Source organism: Mesorhizobium sp. M8A.F.Ca.ET.021.01.1.1 (assembly GCF_003998025.1).
Lineage (GTDB): Bacteria > Pseudomonadota > Alphaproteobacteria > Rhizobiales > Rhizobiaceae > Mesorhizobium.
Map to the genome: position 1 here is coordinate 1 of NZ_RZSJ01000064.1, position 17,274 is coordinate 17,274.

Annotated in this window: 12 protein-coding genes and 8 pseudogenes; 13 read left to right on the forward strand and 7 right to left on the reverse strand. The window is 59.7% G+C overall.

Annotated features, from left to right (window positions below; translation table 11 throughout):
• Positions 1-548: 548 nt before the first annotated feature.
• From EOA36_RS37705 to EOA36_RS08090, 6 genes and pseudogenes are all read left to right on the forward strand, one after another.
• Positions 549-652: pseudogene (locus tag EOA36_RS37705) on the forward strand (helix-turn-helix domain-containing protein); the annotation flags it as partial.
• A gap of 273 nt (positions 653-925) precedes the next feature.
• The gene (gene nifB, locus EOA36_RS08070) at positions 926-2,407 is read left to right on the forward strand and encodes a nitrogenase cofactor biosynthesis protein NifB (RefSeq protein ID WP_024505233.1); all 1,482 of its coding nucleotides are present in this window, start codon (positions 926-928) and stop codon (positions 2,405-2,407) included.
• Positions 2,408-2,436: 29 nt separating this feature from the next.
• Entirely contained in the window at positions 2,437-2,631 is a 195-nt protein-coding gene (locus EOA36_RS08075) for a 4Fe-4S binding protein (protein ID WP_024505232.1), read from the forward strand.
• An 85-nt stretch (positions 2,632-2,716) separates the two neighbouring features.
• A complete protein-coding gene (locus tag EOA36_RS08080; RefSeq protein ID WP_024505231.1) occupies positions 2,717-3,037 on the forward strand; it encodes a nitrogen fixation protein NifZ in 321 nt (106 codons plus the stop codon).
• On the forward strand, positions 3,034-3,246 hold the full coding sequence (gene nifT / locus EOA36_RS08085; RefSeq protein ID WP_024505230.1) for a putative nitrogen fixation protein NifT: 213 nt from the start codon (positions 3,034-3,036) through the stop codon (positions 3,244-3,246). The genes EOA36_RS08080 and nifT overlap by 4 nt, the downstream gene beginning before the upstream one ends.
• A 34-nt stretch (positions 3,247-3,280) precedes the next feature.
• Positions 3,281-4,174, forward strand: a complete 894-nt coding sequence (locus tag EOA36_RS08090) for an SIR2 family protein (RefSeq protein WP_024505229.1) — start codon at positions 3,281-3,283, stop codon at positions 4,172-4,174.
• 307 nt (positions 4,175-4,481) lie between these two features.
• Here EOA36_RS08090 and EOA36_RS08095 read toward each other — a convergent pair whose 3' ends face one another.
• From EOA36_RS08095 to EOA36_RS08110, 4 genes and pseudogenes are all read right to left on the reverse strand, one after another.
• Positions 4,482-5,048, reverse strand: a complete 567-nt coding sequence (locus EOA36_RS08095) for a sugar O-acetyltransferase (RefSeq protein ID WP_024505228.1) — start codon at positions 5,046-5,048, stop codon at positions 4,482-4,484.
• A gap of 582 nt (positions 5,049-5,630) precedes the next feature.
• Positions 5,631-6,674, reverse strand: a pseudogene (gene nifA / locus EOA36_RS08100) (nif-specific transcriptional activator NifA); the annotation flags it as partial.
• A 762-nt stretch (positions 6,675-7,436) separates the two neighbouring features.
• Positions 7,437-8,645 carry a beta-ketoacyl-[acyl-carrier-protein] synthase family protein gene (locus EOA36_RS08105; protein ID WP_127276661.1) on the reverse strand — a complete coding sequence of 403 codons (1,209 nt, stop codon included), beginning with the start codon at positions 8,643-8,645 and terminating at the stop codon, positions 7,437-7,439.
• Positions 8,646-8,927: an acyl carrier protein gene (locus EOA36_RS08110; RefSeq protein WP_029356603.1), complete on the reverse strand. Its 282-nt coding sequence runs from the start codon at positions 8,925-8,927 to the stop codon at positions 8,646-8,648.
• 370 nt (positions 8,928-9,297) lie between these two features.
• Here EOA36_RS08110 and EOA36_RS38135 point away from each other — a divergent pair.
• Positions 9,298-9,426, forward strand: a pseudogene (locus EOA36_RS38135) (LysR family transcriptional regulator); the annotation flags it as partial.
• A gap of 104 nt (positions 9,427-9,530) precedes the next feature.
• Here EOA36_RS38135 and EOA36_RS08115 read toward each other — a convergent pair.
• Positions 9,531-9,677, reverse strand: a pseudogene (locus EOA36_RS08115) (multicopper oxidase domain-containing protein); the annotation flags it as partial.
• 993 nt (positions 9,678-10,670) lie between these two features.
• On the opposite strand from EOA36_RS08115, the gene EOA36_RS37195 reads away from it, so the two are divergent.
• A complete protein-coding gene (locus EOA36_RS37195; protein ID WP_024504272.1) occupies positions 10,671-10,940 on the forward strand; it encodes a hypothetical protein in 270 nt (89 codons plus the stop codon).
• Between the two features lie 594 nt (positions 10,941-11,534).
• On the opposite strand, the gene EOA36_RS08125 is transcribed toward EOA36_RS37195, so the two are convergent.
• On the reverse strand, positions 11,535-12,488 hold the full coding sequence (locus EOA36_RS08125; protein WP_024504271.1) for a TauD/TfdA family dioxygenase: 954 nt from the start codon (positions 12,486-12,488) through the stop codon (positions 11,535-11,537).
• Between EOA36_RS08125 and EOA36_RS38140 the strand changes: the two are divergent.
• The 3 genes and pseudogenes from EOA36_RS38140 to EOA36_RS08140 all read left to right on the forward strand — a co-directional run.
• A pseudogene (locus EOA36_RS38140) lies at positions 12,403-12,588 on the forward strand (pyridoxal-phosphate dependent enzyme); the annotation flags it as partial. The gene EOA36_RS08125 and the pseudogene EOA36_RS38140 overlap by 86 nt on opposite strands.
• 275 nt (positions 12,589-12,863) lie before the next feature.
• Positions 12,864-13,027, forward strand: a pseudogene (locus EOA36_RS08135) (thioredoxin domain-containing protein); the annotation flags it as partial.
• Positions 13,028-13,068: 41 nt separating this feature from the next.
• Entirely contained in the window at positions 13,069-14,523 is a 1,455-nt protein-coding gene (locus tag EOA36_RS08140) for a glutamate synthase subunit beta (protein WP_024504270.1), read from the forward strand.
• 464 nt (positions 14,524-14,987) lie between these two features.
• Here the strand turns inward: EOA36_RS08140 and EOA36_RS38145 are convergent, their stop codons facing one another.
• Positions 14,988-15,353, reverse strand: coding sequence for an extracellular solute-binding protein (locus EOA36_RS38145; RefSeq protein WP_245454714.1), 366 nt, complete (start codon positions 15,351-15,353; stop codon positions 14,988-14,990).
• A 1,054-nt stretch (positions 15,354-16,407) separates the two neighbouring features.
• On the opposite strand from EOA36_RS38145, the pseudogene EOA36_RS08150 reads away from it, so the two are divergent.
• Together EOA36_RS08150 and EOA36_RS08155 are read left to right on the forward strand one after the other, a co-directional pair.
• Positions 16,408-16,628, forward strand: a pseudogene (locus EOA36_RS08150) (insulinase family protein); the annotation flags it as partial.
• 57 nt (positions 16,629-16,685) lie between these two features.
• Positions 16,686-17,274: pseudogene (locus EOA36_RS08155) on the forward strand (SAM-dependent methyltransferase); the annotation flags it as partial.

The window sequence follows — 17,274 nt, forward strand, 5'->3', positions numbered from 1 at the left end:
CGGCGGAACGCTCGCAAGCTTGCGAGCGTTCCGCCGCGGCCGCAGCCCGTAGCGCCGGGCAACCTCCGAGATCACCGCGTCGGCTCCAGGGTCTCGGAATGACTCCGTGCCTTGTCGTCCATCGACCAATGCCGCCGACCAACAGCGCCGTTGATCACCCTCGAAAACGCCGAGGCTGCCGCTCAGGGTCAATCGTAAGTTCAAGTTCAGACACAAGCCGATCTCCGATCCACCTCAGAATCGGCAGGCCCACAGATCGCGGGTCCTCCTGGAAGGACACAGCGCTTACCCTTGAAATATGGAGAACCATGGCTTTGCGCCGTCGGCAGTTGAGCTGATCTCGCAATGCTATTTCCCCGGCAACGTCCGAGCCGGAGAACTGCGTGCTTGGCGTTCTCCTCTGGAAGGAACCAATCTTTCGGAACGTGGCAATGTCATCGACGAGCTCTCACGGGCCAGCACGATGCCGGTTCGGCGCATCGGCGCCCCCTGAACACGAGATAGCCACTTGCGATTCTAACGATACGGCCGGACGGGGGCTGAGACCGCGGCGGACGGAGCGTGACGGCTGATCGACACAATGGAGAAGGCCGGCTGGGTTCAGGCTAATGCGGCTCGAATTCTCGGCCTCAAGCTGCGACAAGTCGGCTAGGCGATACGCCGGCATAGTATCGAGGTGAAGGAAATTCTAAGAGCCTGATGAGCCAATCGTCAGGCCAGTGGTCTTGCGCGCCCTGTGCGCGACAAGGAGTGCTTCGTGCTTCTGAACGGATTTGGACTTGCACTGTCGCAAGCAGGACAAAATTGTGTCGCGCCGGCCTGACACAATGCGATATCGACCCGAATAGTGAACTGAAGCCGCTTTTTTCAGTTGGTATGGCTCTTGCACCTTGAACCGCGACGTTACCAGCAACGGAGCCGTTTGATGTCCTCACCGACAGTTTCGATTGAGGGGCCGACTAGCACGACATCCGAGGGTTTTCTGGCAGCCGCGAAATCCGGTGGCTGCGCATCGTCCTCCTACGGCTCGTCGCCGACCAGCCCGGGCGAAGGGGATCCGGCTATTTGGGAAAGGATCAAGGATCACCCCTGCTTTTCGGAGGAAGCGCATCATTATTTCGCGCGTATGCATGTGGCGGTCGCGCCGGCTTGCAATGTCCAGTGCAACTATTGCAATCGCAAATACGATTGCGCCAACGAGAGCCGGCCTGGTGTTGTGTCTGAGAAGTTGACGCCCGACCAAGCGCTACGCAAGGTCATCGCCGTTGCCAACAAAGTTCCGCAGCTTTCGGTTCTTGGCATCGCTGGGCCGGGGGATGCCTGTTACGATTGGGAGAAAACGAAGGCAACGCTCGACCGCGTCATCAGGGAAATCCCCGACATAAAGCTGTGCGTCTCCACTAATGGGCTCGTGCTGCCGGACCATGTCGCCGAGCTTGCCGAAATGAATGTTGATCACGTGACGGTCACCATCAACATGGTCGACCCGGAAGTCGGCGCGAAGATCTATCCATGGATCTTTTATGAAAATCGCCGCTACTTCGGCATCGAAGCCGCTCGAATCTTGCACGCGCGGCAGATGCTGGGCCTGGAGATGCTGAGCGCGCGCGGCATCCTCACCAAAATCAACTCGGTGATGATTCCTGGAGTGAACGACCAGCACCTGTTTGAGGTGAACAAAATGGTCAGGGAGCGGGGCGCGTTTCTGCACAACGTGATGCCTCTGATTTCGGACCCGGCGCACGGTACCCACTACGGACTCATCGGGCAGCGCGGCCCAACGGCAATGGAGATGATGGCTCTTCAGGATCGACTTGAAGGTGGCGCCAAGTTGATGCGCCACTGCCGGCAGTGCCGGGCAGATGCTGTCGGCCTGCTCGGTGAAGATCGTGGCCAGGAATTCACGCTGGACGGGATTCCCGACGATGTCGCCTACGATGCTGGCAAGCGTCAGGCCTATCGGCAGGTGGTCGCACACGAGCGCCGTGATCATGAGGCGGCGAGGAGCGAGGCCATCGGTATGGTCAAGGCAACAGACTCCGAAAAGTCGCTTCTGGTTGCGGTGGCCACTAAGGGAGGTGGACGGGTCAACGAACACTTCGGCCACGCGAAGGAATTCCAGGTTTATGAAGTCTCGCCTAGAGGGATCAGCTTGGTCGGGCATCGGAAGGTCGAGCGGTATTGCCTCGGAGGCGGGGGCGAAGACGCCATCCTCGAGGGCGTCATCGCAGCGCTCGAAGGCATACACATAGTGCTATGCGCCAAGATCGGAAATCGCCCGAAGGAACAACTCTCGCGAGCTGGACTGCGCGTAACCGACGCCTATGGCCATGACTACATCGAGACCGCAGTCAGCGCACTTTACGCGGCAGAGTTTGGGATCAGACCACTAGCGGCGACGGCCTGAGCCGTCTCGTCCGATAACCAGGAGTTAGAATGGCTTTAAAGATCATCGCATCCCAATGTACCCAATGCGGGGCCTGCGAGTTCGAATGTCCTTCGGAAGCGATCAAGTTCAAGGGCGACGCCTATGTGATCGATCCAAACAAGTGCACCGAATGCAAGGAGGCCTTCGATACGCAGCAATGCGTGTCGGTCTGTCCGGTACCGAAAACCTGCGTTCCCGCTTGATTCCTACCGAAACGGTCGGGTTCGCCGCACGACGACGCCTGCAACCCGCGACCACAACAAAAGCCTCGAGAAAGGAATGGACAGCATGTGGTCCAGACGCGAACAGGAGGTCGAAATCGGCAGACCGCCACGGTTCATGCAGGGTGAGCGGGTCCGTGCGATACGCCACATAAAAAACGACGGCACCTATCCCGGCAAGGAGATCGGCGAAAACCTCGTGCGGAAGGGCGACGAAGGCTACGTGCGCGACATTGGAACCTTTCTCCAGCAATTCTTCATCTATGCGGTCGAATGGATCGATCGTGGCACGGTCGTCGGCATGCGAGCGCGCGAACTCATTAGCCTCGACAAAGTCGAGGTTCCCTGCGGAGCTGAAGGCATTTCCAACGGGGGAACAGCCGGATGAAAGTAATGATTCGCAGGACCGCTACTGGCTTGTCGGCTTATGTCCCCAAGAAGGATCTCGAAGAGCCGATCACCGAGATTGAGAACGCTGACTTATGGGGCGGGACCGTGACGCTCAGGAACGGTTGGCGGCTCATGCTGCCCGACCTTCCGCGCGACACGCGTTTGCCGATCACCGTCGAGGCGATGAAGATTTCCGACGGGGCCTGATGCCGGTGGGTTCAGTGGCGGAGAGGAAACGCGTATGAACACGATGCTGAGCTGGGACCATCTCGTCGTCGTCCGGGGCAGTTTTGCCAAAAAACTGATTGACCTGCTGAACGGCGCTCTCAAGGCCGATCGAGTGATCCCCTATCTCGGTCCTGGTCTTCTGCAGCTTAACCCACCGGAATCACCTGTACCTTGCACCCCTGAAGATGTCGCCGCGGCCCTCAACAAGCGGGCGCCTGCCCCTTCCAGGATTCGCACCAATATGTGGTCGGTCGCGCAGTTTATCGAGCAGCGCCGACATCGTCGGACTCTCCAAGCGTGGATGGCGGAGATATTCGCAGCCCCCGCCGAGCCGACCGTTCTTCACGCCTGGCTCGCAACCCTTCAACTGTCTGTCATCATCGACAGCTGGTACGATGGCGCCATGCGAGCAGCCCTTGCAGAGGCCGGCCAAACAGACGTTGTCGAGATACAAGGAACGACGCGCGCGACCGGAATCGGTAACATCTGGACGAGAACTTACGATTTGTCAGGAACAGAACTCGAGGCCGAACAAGTGGCTAGGACGGTGCTCTATGCGCCGCACGGCAGCGTCAGGCCGGCGGCAAACTTCCTCGTGGCTGATTCCGATTACGTCGAAGTCCTAACCGAAATTGATATCCAGACGCCGATCCCGGACGCGGTGAAGCAACGGCGCGTCAACCGGGGTTTTTTCTTCGTGGGCTGCCGCTTCAACGATCAGATGCTGCGCACATATGCCAGACAGCTGATGAAGCGCTCCACTGGCCCACATTTTGCGGTGATCGATTCGGCTACGCTGACCAGAAACGAACGTCGTTTCCTTGCCGAAGGCGCAATCACGGTCATCGACATGCCGATCCGCAACGCCGCGGCTCGCCTCGTCGGGGTCGATGCTAGCCAGGATTAATGGCCGGCGATTGCTGGTGAGTCGCTGCTTGCCTCCAAGGGCGAAAACTCAGTTGGGAATACATTCGTGAGTAGTAATGCTAGTGGCAGCACAACGTAGGCTCTGAATTCGTTGGGCGATGTGAAAGGGTCCGCTGCTGCGGGACGTGAGCACGTTGCGGCGGCATTACGCACATGATCTTGTGACCCCCGTGGCAAAAGAACTGAAGCGCCCGAGTCGCGACAACATATGCAGCGCTCAATGGCTTCGACAAAAATTCGGCACAGTTTCGACAGTTCGCATGCACCTCCAGGGTCAACGAGGTTGATTATGCCTGTTTATGTGGGTCGGCCACGCGAGCAGGAATTCCCACTACCTTTGCCCCGGCGGGAACATCTCGTGTGACCACGCAGCCAGCGCCTACCACTGCATTATCACCAATCGTGACGCCAGGCAGAATGATTGCTCCACCGCCGATCCAGACACGGCTGCCAATGTGAACAGGACGCCCGACCTGCAGGCCGGCCTGCCGCTGCTCGGCATCATGTGGATGATCGGCGGTATAAATCTGCACAGCAGGCCCAATTGCCGTTCCTTGCCCGATTTTGACCTCTACCACGTCAAGAATAACGCAGTTGAAGTTGATGTAGGCATTGGCTCCAATGCGGATATTGAATCCGTAGTCGCAAAAAAAGGGCGGACGGATGACCGTTCCGCGCCCAACCTCTCCCAGCCGCTCGGACAAAAGCTCATGCCAATGCCCCGTGGTCTGCCCCAGCGTATCATTGTACCGCTTGAGCCAAGCCCCGGTGGCCAACAGGTCAGCTTGGATCTCCGGATCCGCCGCATTGTAAAACTCGCCTGCGAGCATCTTTTCTTTTTGGCTACGCATCATAGTCTCCCGTCAGGTCGTGTCCCGTACAGTGATGCAGGAACGCACATCAAACTGCCTCGGCAACTTTGTAACTCGGTCTTGCCGGGCGCGCGGTCGGTCACGAGCCGGGGCGACAGTTTCGTCTCGACCAACTTCCGCGAATTTGGATATCGCAGATCAACCGGTCGCAGGGGCCAATACCTGACGAGGTCGGCAACTGTCCAGCGGTCGAACTCACTTTCATGCCCATCTCAGATTGCGTGATATCGAGCGGTAAGCCATCAGCTAATGTATCGACCAGGTCCCGCCAGCGGAGATCTGCGCGTCGCCTCTACGCATGCTGGCGTGTCACCAATAATACATCGATTATTTCTGGATCCAGGCACGTCGAATTGATTTGCCTTGCGGTGTAGAGCGAAGTTACTAGCCATAGGATTACTCCTTTTTAGTTTGTCAGTCGCAGAGCCCCAGTATGACTACGTGGTAGAAAGCACACGGCCGGAATCTTGGCAGCGCTGTTCACACCCACTTCGTAAGCCTGGCCGATGGGCTCGCCAGAGCACCAATGCTTGACCTGCTCCAGCTCTTGCTCGGCGGGTTGTTTCAGAGACGCTTGATCTCGATACCGCGTTTTCTCAGCACGTAGCCGATCTGGCGCGGGGTCAAACCGAGCAGGCGCGCCGCCTTTGCCTGCACCCAGCCACACTTTTCCATGGCAGCAATGACCGTATCGGCATCGGGCACCCTACCACGACTCGTGGCAGGGCCTATCGGCGCTTGCCCGTCGCCGACGGGCGGGGCGGCACAGGCGGCGGAAGGCTGGATCGTAGTCGACTTCTCTGACGTCGGCGGTCCGTTCTTCCACAGCGCCGCGGCCAAGCACTGATCCGCGTAACAGGCAAAGTCAGTTCTGAGGATTGATGGACCCGTCGCCAGAACTGCCGTCCGTTGAACGCAGTTTTCGAGCTCTCGGATGTTGCCTGGAAATTCGCAGTTCATTAGCACCTCAATCGCTTCGGGAGCGAAGGTCAGCGTGTGATCATTCTCAGTATTGAAATTCTTGAGAAACTGAGCGGCCAAGAGCGGAATATCACCTCGCCTTTCGCGCAATGCCGGCACGCGTAAAGTGACGACGTTGATGCGATAATAGAGGTCTTGCCGGAACTCCTTGCGTTGAACTGCCGTTTCCAAGTCCCTGTTCGTTGCGGCAATCACGCGAACATCAACTTTAATGGTGTGGTTGCTGCCGACGCGCTCAAACTCCTGCTCCTGCAGGACACGCAGCAGCTTAGCCTGGAACGAACCTGATATTTCGCCAATCTCGTCCAGAAACAATGTGCCTTTGTCGGCAGCCTCAAAGCGCCCCTTGCGCAAACTGCTCGCGTCGGTGAAGGCACCCTTCTCATGACCGAACAAGTCAGATTCCAGAAGCGTCTCGGTGAGCGCCGCGCAATTGACCTTGATGAAGGGCTGCTTGGCGCGAGGCGAGAGCTCGTGAATGGCTTTGGCAACCAGCTCCTTACCGGTTCCGGATTCACCTCGCAACAGGACCGTAGTCTTCGCCTTGGCCACCTTGACAAGGTGCTCACGCAGCTTGCGCAGCGCCTGACTATCGCCAAGCATCTCCTTGCTGATCTTTTTACGTTCCATTTGGCAGCCCATCCCACTCCGCCACCCGCCGGTAGAACTGCACTGGACGGTGAGCTGTGTTGTATTTCGTCATCATCATTCTCGATCTCACCTTTGTTGCTTCGAAATTTTCGGCGCGCGGACGCCCTCGGCAAATGGCAATGGCGCCTGAGCATCGTTGCCTTTCACCAGGACGAGCGTCTTCCTCCGCGCGGGCGCTCGCAATATGCGGTTTGCGCAGGCCTTTACTCGACCGGTCGCTGTTCTGTCCGGCTTCTGCCGCACCGCAGCCTGCAAACTCATCCTTGACAAGAAAGGAGGGGAGTCAACCGAGCTCTCCTTGCATTTATGCAAGGAAAATTGTCAGTTTGATAGAATTCTATCAAAACGGCAGAAACGCCCCGCCCCAGTTTGGCTGTACCTGCGGCGTTCAGCGTACGTGACGACATGTGCGGACTTGTCCCAATTGCCATCCGAGTTGTGCGGAACAGTAGCTGCTGCGCTGTTCGCTTCAACCGCGTGAGGCCGGAGACAGTAGAGACGGCGGCTCGTCGAGCGAGGTTTCATTGTTCGGCTACTAAACCGGCTGTCCTTTGGTGGGAGTTGGTTTCGCCCAAGTTCTGGGCCTGGGGGCGTCTAGCCCGTTTCGCCGCACAGGCTCCTTCCACATCGTCGAGGCCGAGAAGGAGGGACCCCACAGCTCTCCCTGTATCACAATGCCCCGCCCCTCAAGCAGCTAGATACGACAGGTGACCTCAAATGAGGCGTCTTGCATGGCTTCTACACCTGCCTGAATGCCAGAACTGCGTTCGTACCGCCCATGGCGAAGGCGTTGCTCATGGCGACGCGCACCTTGCGCTCGCGCGGCACATTGGGTGTGATGTCGAGGTCGCAAGCGGGATCTGGCTCGCGATAGTTGGCGGTCGGCGGCACGACGTCCTCTTGGATTGCCATCACGCAGGCGATCATTTCAAGCGCGCTCGCTGCGCCGAGGCAATGCGCGTGCGTGGACTTGGTGGAAGAGATGGACATCAAATAAGCGTGGTTTCCAAACACACGCTTGATCGCCGCCGTTTCAGTCTGATCATTGCTTTTGGTACCGGTGCCGTGCGCGTTGAGGTAGTCGACGTCCTCGGCATTCAGCCCGGCATCGGCAAGGCAGGCGCGCATCGCCGACGCTGGCCCCTCGACAGATGGCGCGGCAATGTGGAAGGCATCGGCGGAAAGGCCGACGCCGGCGATCTCGGCAAGAATTGTGGCACCACGCCTCGTGGCATGCTCGTAGCTTTCCAGCACGGCCATGCCCGCACCCTCGCCCAGCACCAGGCCCTTCCTATCGGCGGAGAAGGGCCGGCAGGTATCGGGTGAAAGCACGCGCATTGCTTCCCATGCTTTCAGCACGCCCCATGCGAAGGGTGCGTCGCTGCCTCCGGAAACCATTACGTCGGCCCGGCCCAGCTTGATCTGGTCCACCGCCGAGGCGATCGCATGGTTGGCCGAGGCACATGCGGAGGTCACCCCGAAGACCGGCCCGCGCAAGCCGAGGCTCAAGCTCACCTGGCCGGCGGCGGCGCTTGGCATCGTTTTGGGTACAGCGAGGATGCCAACTCGCCTCGCGCCGTCCAAAAGGAGGGCCCGGTAAGTTTCCTCCATCACATCCCAGCCCAAGCCGCCGACGCCCACTGTCGCGCCGAAGCGATGGGCATTCCCCTCGTCGCAGGAAAGTCCGGCCTGCCGCATGGCTTCGCGCGCTGCAAGCACGGCGAGCAAGCTGAAGCGGGCCATGGAGACGAACTGCTTGCGATTGATGTCGTGCTGGGGCAGCGCCTTGATCTCAGCGCCGGTCATGCCCTCCAGGTCATGAAGCTCGGAATTGGCGATCGGGCCGATGGCGGAGCGGCCTTCGCGCATCTCTTTCCACATAGAGGCGGCGTCGGTGCCCAGTCCGCACAGGCCGCCCACTCCGGTGATAACGACGCGCCTGTCCATTCAAGCCTCCTTCGCAAGCAAGCCGCGGACGGCTTCCACGACGTCGCCGACATTCTTGAGATTGGACCAGGCATCGGCCGTGTTCATGTCGATCTTGATGCCGTAGGCCTGCTCCACATCCCAGAGGACGTCCGCCAAACCCAGCGAATCAAACCCGAGCGCGTCCAGTTCCGTGGCGATTGTTATCTCGCCGACGAATGACGCAGGCATTCCCTCACCGCTCTCCGACTCGGCGCGTTTCTTGATCAGGGCAATGACGTCCGTTGCGAATTGATCGGCCATTCTGTTTCCTGTCTTTCTTTCCCGCGTTTCGACCTGGACGCGGCTCAGTTCCTGAGGCGCGCCGCGTCGCGAAAGCCATCACGCTTGGGCAACTGACAAAGCCCAATGCTCATAAAGCCGGATCAGGTCCGGCCGGTGTGTGGCGTAGGTGCAGTATGACGATGTGAGCCGCTACACCGTGCGCGTCTCCCAGTCTGTCCATAGACTCGGAAGAAGTCGGACCCGGTCAGTTGCAACTCCCTTTCCCAGCACTCCACTGCCCGGTAGAGCGCATGAAAAATCTCCTTTCGGGCGGTTTCTGTTCTGCCCATGCAGGATTCCAGAACATTGATGAAATCGTTTGTTTCGATGAAAGGCATCCACACTTTGGATGGTTGACACGCGTTTCAAAGATCGTGAACTACATCTCGTCGTTGTGCTCGACGCACTCCCGACAGAGCGCAACCTCATGGGCGCGGCATGCAGGATTAACCGAGCCCAGCCGGTCATGAGTGCGGCCGGCCGGGTCGGGCGATAGGCAGTCATGCCCTGCCCTTCCTGCGGGTCAAGCACTCCGAAAAAACATTTCCCCCATAAATGCTAGATCTTCCGTTGCCTTTTCGCGGGCTTCTGCGTGAGGTGAGGCACGCCATCCATGGCATGTGGCACACGCACGCGATGCCAGTGCACGGTCGTTTTCTCGGCAAGGCCGTTCTCTACCTCGACCCGCACGCGCTCGCCCTGACGGACCCGGATTTCCGGGCCTGGAACGGGCCTTCGGCGCGCAATCGAGCCCGGTTCACCCGGCCCAATGGCGTCCACTTTGGGGGCGCATGCACTGCAGACCCGCTGGACCTGATCCGGGAGAGGATGGGCGCGGCGATTGGAATAGCTATGAAAGCGCATCGGACCGTGGAACTGCGCGCGCAGACTTTCGGAGGAAGGCTCGCTTTTAAACGTTATCGTGCAACTCTGACCGTTCTTCGCCTTGGCGGGTGCCGCGGAAGAATCCCGGGTTCTGCGAGCGCTGCGAGAACACCTGCGGTCGATCCTGTACCACAATCTCGCGAAGCTCGATGCTCTCTACAAACGATGTCTTGGATTCTCACGCCCTTATTTCAGCACTTCGCTCGCTTGCCCGACTCGGCCGCGGTCAGCCTTCACCGCCAATTTTATTGGCGCAGCGACGTTCCTATCGGTTCAGGCGAAGCTTCTTGAACCTGCCGCTCTCTCGTTGCCCTGGCACGATTAATCGTCCTCTCAGTCTGTCATTGGCGGAGTCGCTCCTGAGGCGCGCGCCGGCGAGTTCGAGGAGCGCGTGGCTATCTCCTCGGTCCAGCCGGATTCCGCTGCGCGCTCAGCCAATTCCTGGAAGGCCGATTCCAAGGCGAGCTGGCATTGAAGGCCGCGGTCCGGATGGTCGACTAGCTTGGTTCCACGATCGCAATGCTTGATCGCTTCATTGCAGGCCATGGGCTCTCGCCCTCTCCTTTTGCCACACGAGGCGCCAGCTCACGTGTTGTGCGCCCCGGCAACCGCTTTCACCAGCCGCTCCAGCGATCCCGCGCGCTCCAGCTCCGCAAAGAATGATGCGGCGTGACGCTACCCAGCCGGTGCTTCTCGGCCATTTGCACACATAGGGATAGTCGACCATGAAATCGGACCGAGGCGAGGCGTTGGACGTTTCAGTCTTGGTCTGAATGCGCCGCCCACGAGCCGATCGGCCTTCTCGATGATTTGGCGCACCCTCGTTGTCGACAAGCCATGTTCCTGAGCCAGGTCGGCGAAACTCTTGCCCTTCAGAAAGCCGTCGACCAGGGCTATGTTCCTATCGACGGTCGGCTAAATCCCAGCAGGCGCGCGCAGTTTTCCGGCATCATTCCGTTTGTTCATCCGCTTGTCCGCGCCCCCTGCAAATCCTACCGGGCCAAATCGGTGCTTGGAAGACCCACTCATGTCATGGCCTCGGGAAAGTACAAGGCCGACGGTTATGTGAATACGAAAGATGCTGGCGATCACCATGATCGTTGGTGACCGCTGACCTCCCCAATGTCGGCTTCGACGGCACACCGGGAGCTCTCGGCAATGTTGAATAATTCCGTTTGAAGATGGTTGACTTCGTCGTCGAGGCTCGATCCATCAGGATCGGTATCGACGATTCTATATTTGAGAAACCCAAATTCGTTTGACTCGCGCAATTCGCTGTACGGCGTATCATCGCAAGCGCGGGATTCCGACATCCTGCGAAGTGCCCGCGTTGCTGGAATCGATTTTGCGGAAGTAAAAAGGCCCCGGCGCTGGGTCGGCGCGCAGGGCCTTCAGGCATGTACGAGCTACCAGCATGTCCAGTTATGATCGTGCGCTATCATAATGAACAAACGGTGAATGATCGCTATCCGAGGTGCAGGGCGGGCGAGATGGTGGGGCGGTGGGGGACCTGTACCGCTGCAGCGGGGCCACGAGCAGCGACTCGAGCCATGCGCCACGCTGCAGGACCTCGATTTCGGGCCAAGCCTCGAGCCCGCAACTCGCCTTGCTTCTCGGAAATCATAAGGCTTTGTGGGGCGGTTAAGCAGCGCGATATGGCCGCGGCGATACGAAGTTTTCATCTTTACCCTGTTCAGACGGTCAGGCTGCCTTCGCCGCCGGCTTGGCTGCCTTGACATGGGTTATACTGCGGCGACCGTCGACGCCGATCGGAACGTCACCGTCAACCGTAGCGCGACGCACAACCCGGTGCTGGTCGCCATAGTCGTTGACCGCATAATGCTGGTTAGCACGGTTGTCCCAGATAGCGACGTCGCCTACTTGCCAGCGCCACCGCACGGTATTTTCCGGGGCAGTGACGTAGGACTGGAACACCTCGTAGAGTTTGGCGGAATCGCTCTTGGAAAGGCCGACGAGGCGCTGCACGAAATTGCCGAGCAGCAGCGACTTCTCCCCGGTTTCCGGATGGACGCGCACGACCGGATGCTCGGTCTCGTAGATCGTCGATGTGAAAACTTCCTCGAAGTGCTTCTTCTCTTCGGCTGTGGCGCGCGGGCGCACGGCTGCGTAGTCGTAGGCATTGCTATGAATAGCCCACAGATTGTCCGCCAATATTTTGAGCGGCGCCGGCAGATTCTCGTACGCGGCGTGCGTGTTGGACCAGATCGTGTCGCCCCCCGCCGCCGGAATGACGACGCCACGTAGGACCGAGAATTTCGGATAGGCATCGACGAAAGTCACATCGGTATGCCACTGGTCTGCCCTGCCACCGCCACGGCCGGAATCGAGATTGAGGATTGAGGCCGTGCCGGCTGCCGGCCCCTGCGTGGGATGAGGTACAAGGTTACCCAGACGCCGCGCGAACAATTCCTGCTCCGCATCGTCGAGATGCTCCTGGCCGCGGAAGAAGATCACCTTGTGTTTTAGAAGAAGCTGGTTGATGGCTGCTATCGCTGCGTCCGAAAGGTCTCCACCAAGGCGAACTCCTCTGATTTCAGCTCCAACACGGCTGGTCAGCGGTACAACGTCGGAGTCAGGAATTCTCTTCGTCAAGCTCGAAAGCCAAAATCCCGGCGGATCGATCAAGGATCGCATTGCGTTGTCGATGATCGTTAATGCCGAACAGCGTGGCCAGCTCGCGCCGGGCGGTACAATCATCGAAGCGACCGCTGGCAACACAGGGCTCGGCCTGGCCTGGCGGCACGAAGCGCGTGATCGCGTGTCCAAAAGCTGACAGCGTCAGACAAATGTCAGGTTCATTACAACCAACATCTGGGCACTGACGAGGTTTTTCGAAGCAATGGGCGCTAACTGCGCGCTGAGCGCGTTGGCATGGCTTTTGAGACTGAGTGACTGTGACTGCACTTAATGGGGCAAGACGAGCGATGCGCTCCTCCCTGAACCCGTGTGCCGTCTCTGAGAGGAAACCAGCTCGTGCAGAAACCTTTGGAAATAGCTTTGGACCGCAACGTGGTATTGCAGATGGAGTCCCCGGCTCCTTCGATTAGAGTCGAGAACTGGCTGCATGGCGAGCCCCTCACGAGCTTTGAGCCCGGCAAGTGTACATAGTCGAATTTTGGGCAACTTGGTGCGGCCCATGTGTGGACGGGATGCCCCATCTGATCCAGCTGCAGGGCGTCGCCAGGCGCGCCATCTGGACAGCAGGAGCTGGACTATGGGCAAGGTAACAGGCTTTCTCGAAATCGACCGGCAGGTGCACAAGTACCAGCCGGCCTCCGACCGCATCCGGCATTTCCGTGAATTCACGCTGCCGATGTCGGACAAGGAGGTCGAGAAACAGGCCGCGCGCTGCATGGATTGCGGCATTCCGTTCTGCCACGGGCCAACGGGCTGTCCCATCCACAACCAGATCCCGGACTGGAACGACCTCGTCTACAATGGCGACTGGGACAATGCGATCCGCAACCTGCATTCGACCAACAATTTCCCGGAATTCACCGGCCGCATCTGCCCCGCACCTTGCGAGGAAGCCTGCACGCTGAACCTCGAGGACATTCCCGTCGCCATCAAGACGGTCGAGCAGGCGATCGCCGACAAGGCTTACGAGACCGGCCATATCAGGCCCTATCCGCCGGAGAAGAAGACCGGCAAGCGCGTCGCCGTCATCGGCTCCGGCCCGGCCGGCATGTCGGCTGCCCAGCAGCTCGGCCGCGCCGGCCACGACGTCCATGTCTATGAGCGCGAGAGCCGGCCCGGCGGGCTGATGCGTTACGGCATTCCCGACTTCAAGATCGAGAAGCACTATATCGACCGGCGCATCGAGCAGATGCAGGGCGAGGGCGTCACCTTCCATTGCGGCGTCAATGTCGGCGTCGACAAGCCGGTTGCCGAGCTGCTCGCCGAACATGACGCGGTGCTTTATTGCGGCGGTTCCGAAACGCCGCGCGCGGCCGGCATTCCCGGCGACGATCTCGGCGGCGTGCATGACGCGATGCCCTATCTGGTGCAGCAGAACAGGCGTGTCGGCGGCGAACCGATCCAGTCGGTGGCGTGGCCGTCGCATCCGATCCTCGCCGGCGGCCAGCATGTGGTCGTCGTCGGCGGCGGCGATACCGCGTCCGACTGCGTCGGCACCGCCTTCCGCCAGGGCGCGGTCCGCGTCACCCAGCTCGACATCCGTCCGCAGCCGCCGGAAAAGGAAGACAAGCTTTCGGTCTGGCCCTACTGGGCGACCAAGATGCGCACCTCGTCCTCGCAGGCCGAAGGCGCCGAGCGCGAGTTTCAGGTGGCGACGCTCGAGTTCATCGGCGAAGACGGCCAGCTGACCGGGGTCAAATGCTGCGAGGTCGACGAAAAGCGCAAGCCGATCGCCGGCAGCGAATTCGTCATTCGTGCCGATCTCGCGTTCATCGCCATCGGCTTTGCCGGGCCAGCCGCTCGCGGGCCGGTGTCGGAACTGGCCGGCCAGATGAAGATCGCCATTGACAGCCGCCGCTCGAAGAATGTCGAGGCCAATGACCGGGACTACAGGACCAGCGTCGAAAAGCTCTATGCGGCGGGCGACGTGCGGCGCGGCCAGTCGCTGGTCGTCTGGGCGATCCGCGAGGGCCGCCAGGCGGCGCGCGCCATCGATGAGGCGCTGATGGGATCGAGCGTGCTGCCGCGCTGAGTCCGTCTCGAGACCCTACTTGTGCGGCCACCTGAAGGCGCTTTCCGCCCTTCCGCTGCCCCGGGCAGCTTACGGACTGATCGCCGTGGTCGTTTCGGTTGTGGCCCCGGCCGCAGGCTGCCGCCTTGGCGGCCAAGAAAAATCGTCGGCGCGGCCGGGCGAAGCAGCGCTGGGTTTAAGTGCTTGGGGTGACACGGCGTGATCTCCGCCGTTGGCGGGAACAGGGCAGTGCAATAGTACTGCCCTGTTCCTTTTGATCAGAGGCCAGTGCGGATTTCTTCGGCAAGCGCCCTCAACGTCGTCTCGACGTCATCGCCGTTTGCCATCTTCTGCATCGCCACGGCCCATGCGTTCATGGCTTCGCCGAAGCCGACACGCGGTGTGAAAGCCAGCGCGGCTTGATCCTGTATCTTTTTGAAGCTGTCAACGAAGTTGTTGAACTCGGGCTGCGAAGCGTACTTAGTCTAGGTATCGTCCTGCCAGGTCGACGTGCGCGGCGGATTGACGAGCTGGCCAGCAAGGGCACCCTTGAGCGCCACCTGCTTGGAGGTGGCCCACGGGATGAACAGCCAGGCCGTGCCCTTCTTTTCGGAAGCCGCGTTCATGGCGAGAGCCCAGATCCAGATGTCAGAATCCAAGCTCGTGGCGCTCGGTGCGTGCAGCGGCGGAGCGAAGGCGATCTTGCCGGATGCCGGCTTCCCCGCAACATCGTTCCAGAAGCCGAACATTTTTGAGTCGATCGTCATCGCGGTGCGGCCGGACGAGATGCCGTCCACGACCTGGTTCCAGTTATCATTGGCGAAGGAAGGAGCCGCGCACTTCTTGATCATGTCCGAATGTAGTCGTATCCAGCATCGGTAAGCTTCGGATCACTCAGGTATTTGTCCAGCAGGCGCCACTCGGAGCGAGGTCCTACGCGGGCTGAATGCCAGTGCCGAACACATCCCATGCTGGCGACTTCGTCGTCAGTTGGATCGTCATCTTGTTCCAGTAAGAATCGTCTGGGTAGAGTTCCGGCGTGACCTTGATGCCGGGTCAGCTTCTCGAACTCCGGAAAGTTGCGCAGCGAGAGCATCCGCATAGGGGTGGATGTCGTAGGCCCAAGTTATGCTGGTCCCTTCGAATTGACGCCAGTTCACGGTGTCGGCAGCGGCCGAATTAGTGAGCGATGCCGAAACGGCAAGAAACGCCAAGTCAAAAGCAAGCTGTTTGCGTAGCGACGCGCACCTGTAACGAGTACGGGGAATGAGCGACCCATGTAATCCTCCCTGGGGCATTTTGCCAATTTTTGGGTCCACTCCTCCATCCCGAGTTTGCTCATAGCCACAATAAGCGGTTTCCAACGACCTCGCTCTGAATGCACCAGGCCAACTGGGTAAAAACGGGTAACCGGCACTTAAAGGCGATGTAGTATCGCCACCAGAAATACTGCTCCGTGGTGCTGGCCTTTGCCTGGGGGCGCAACACGGCAACTACCCGCTCAAAACGGTTGGTCCTCTACCTCTTATTCACCGTCGCTTTCCTCGCGGCCTAACCCGGCCGGAATATCCGTTGCCAGAAAAAGGCCTCGCGGCCGGTTCGAGGCGCATCCCTCCTCCGAAGCAGCACGCTCAAGTATCGTCACAAGCCCCGAGCGCTTCGCGTTCGGCGATGTCCAAATTCCGACAATGTCGGATACAGTCAGATCTACTGGATTGCGTTTGAATGGTTTTCTCATTTGGCACAGTACATGCGGGTCATCCGCAAAACACGTGACCGACCAACAAGAGTTCGCATGATCACCTTACCACAACATACAGCCGCCGCGGAACAATCACTTGGCCCCTGATCGCCCGCCCCGGCACCACAACCGGAGTCATCGATGTTCTGACAGGCTGCCCAAGGATACCTGCTGCAACAGGGCTTGCCCTGGTGACGACCACTCCGGCTCCGCCGGTTACCGACGAGGGCAAAGTGACGGATTTCCTGCTTTTCAACGGCATGGAGGTGGCTGTCATTCCCGACCACCGCGCCGCTCGTCACCGATATGGTCTGGTGCAGGATCGGCAGCGCGGATGAGCCGCCGGGGATATCTGCATGTCTTCGAGCATCTGATGCTCAAGGCGCCTCATGACGAGCACGGCTCCGTCGCCTGGAGAGATTGAACCCAAAGGGAGATTCAGATGTCTGAAGCGAATCAGGAAAAGTTGGACGCATTCTTGGGGAAAATGGTCGGCGATCTCGGTGCGATCGCAACGGGCGCGGGAGTCCTGCTGGGGGACAGACTCGGCCTGTTTAAGGCATTGCGCGAAGGCGGCAAGATGACGGCCGCCGAACTTTCGACACGCACCGGCACCCAGGAACGCCTCGTAAGGGAATGGCTTTCCGGGCAGGCGGCGGCGGGTTACGTCGACTACGATGAAGCGAGCGACAAATTCTATCTCAACGCCGAGCAAGAGCTGGTGTTCGCTGATGAAGACAGCCCGGCCTTCATGGCAGGCGCATTCGAGTTCCTGTCCGCGCTGTGGCTCGATGAAGAAAAGGTGAGGCAGGCATTCCAGTCCGGCAAGGGCGTCGGGTGGCACGATCATAGCGCGTGTCTGTTTCGCGGTACGGAACGGTTCTTCCGTCCAGGCTACAATGCCAATCTGATCGACTCCTGGCTGCCGGCCTTGGAGGGCGTCGTCGAGAAGCTCGAACGCGGCGTGGACGTCGCGGATGTTGGATGCGGTCATGGTGCATCGACCGTGCTCATGGCACAGGCCTTCCCCA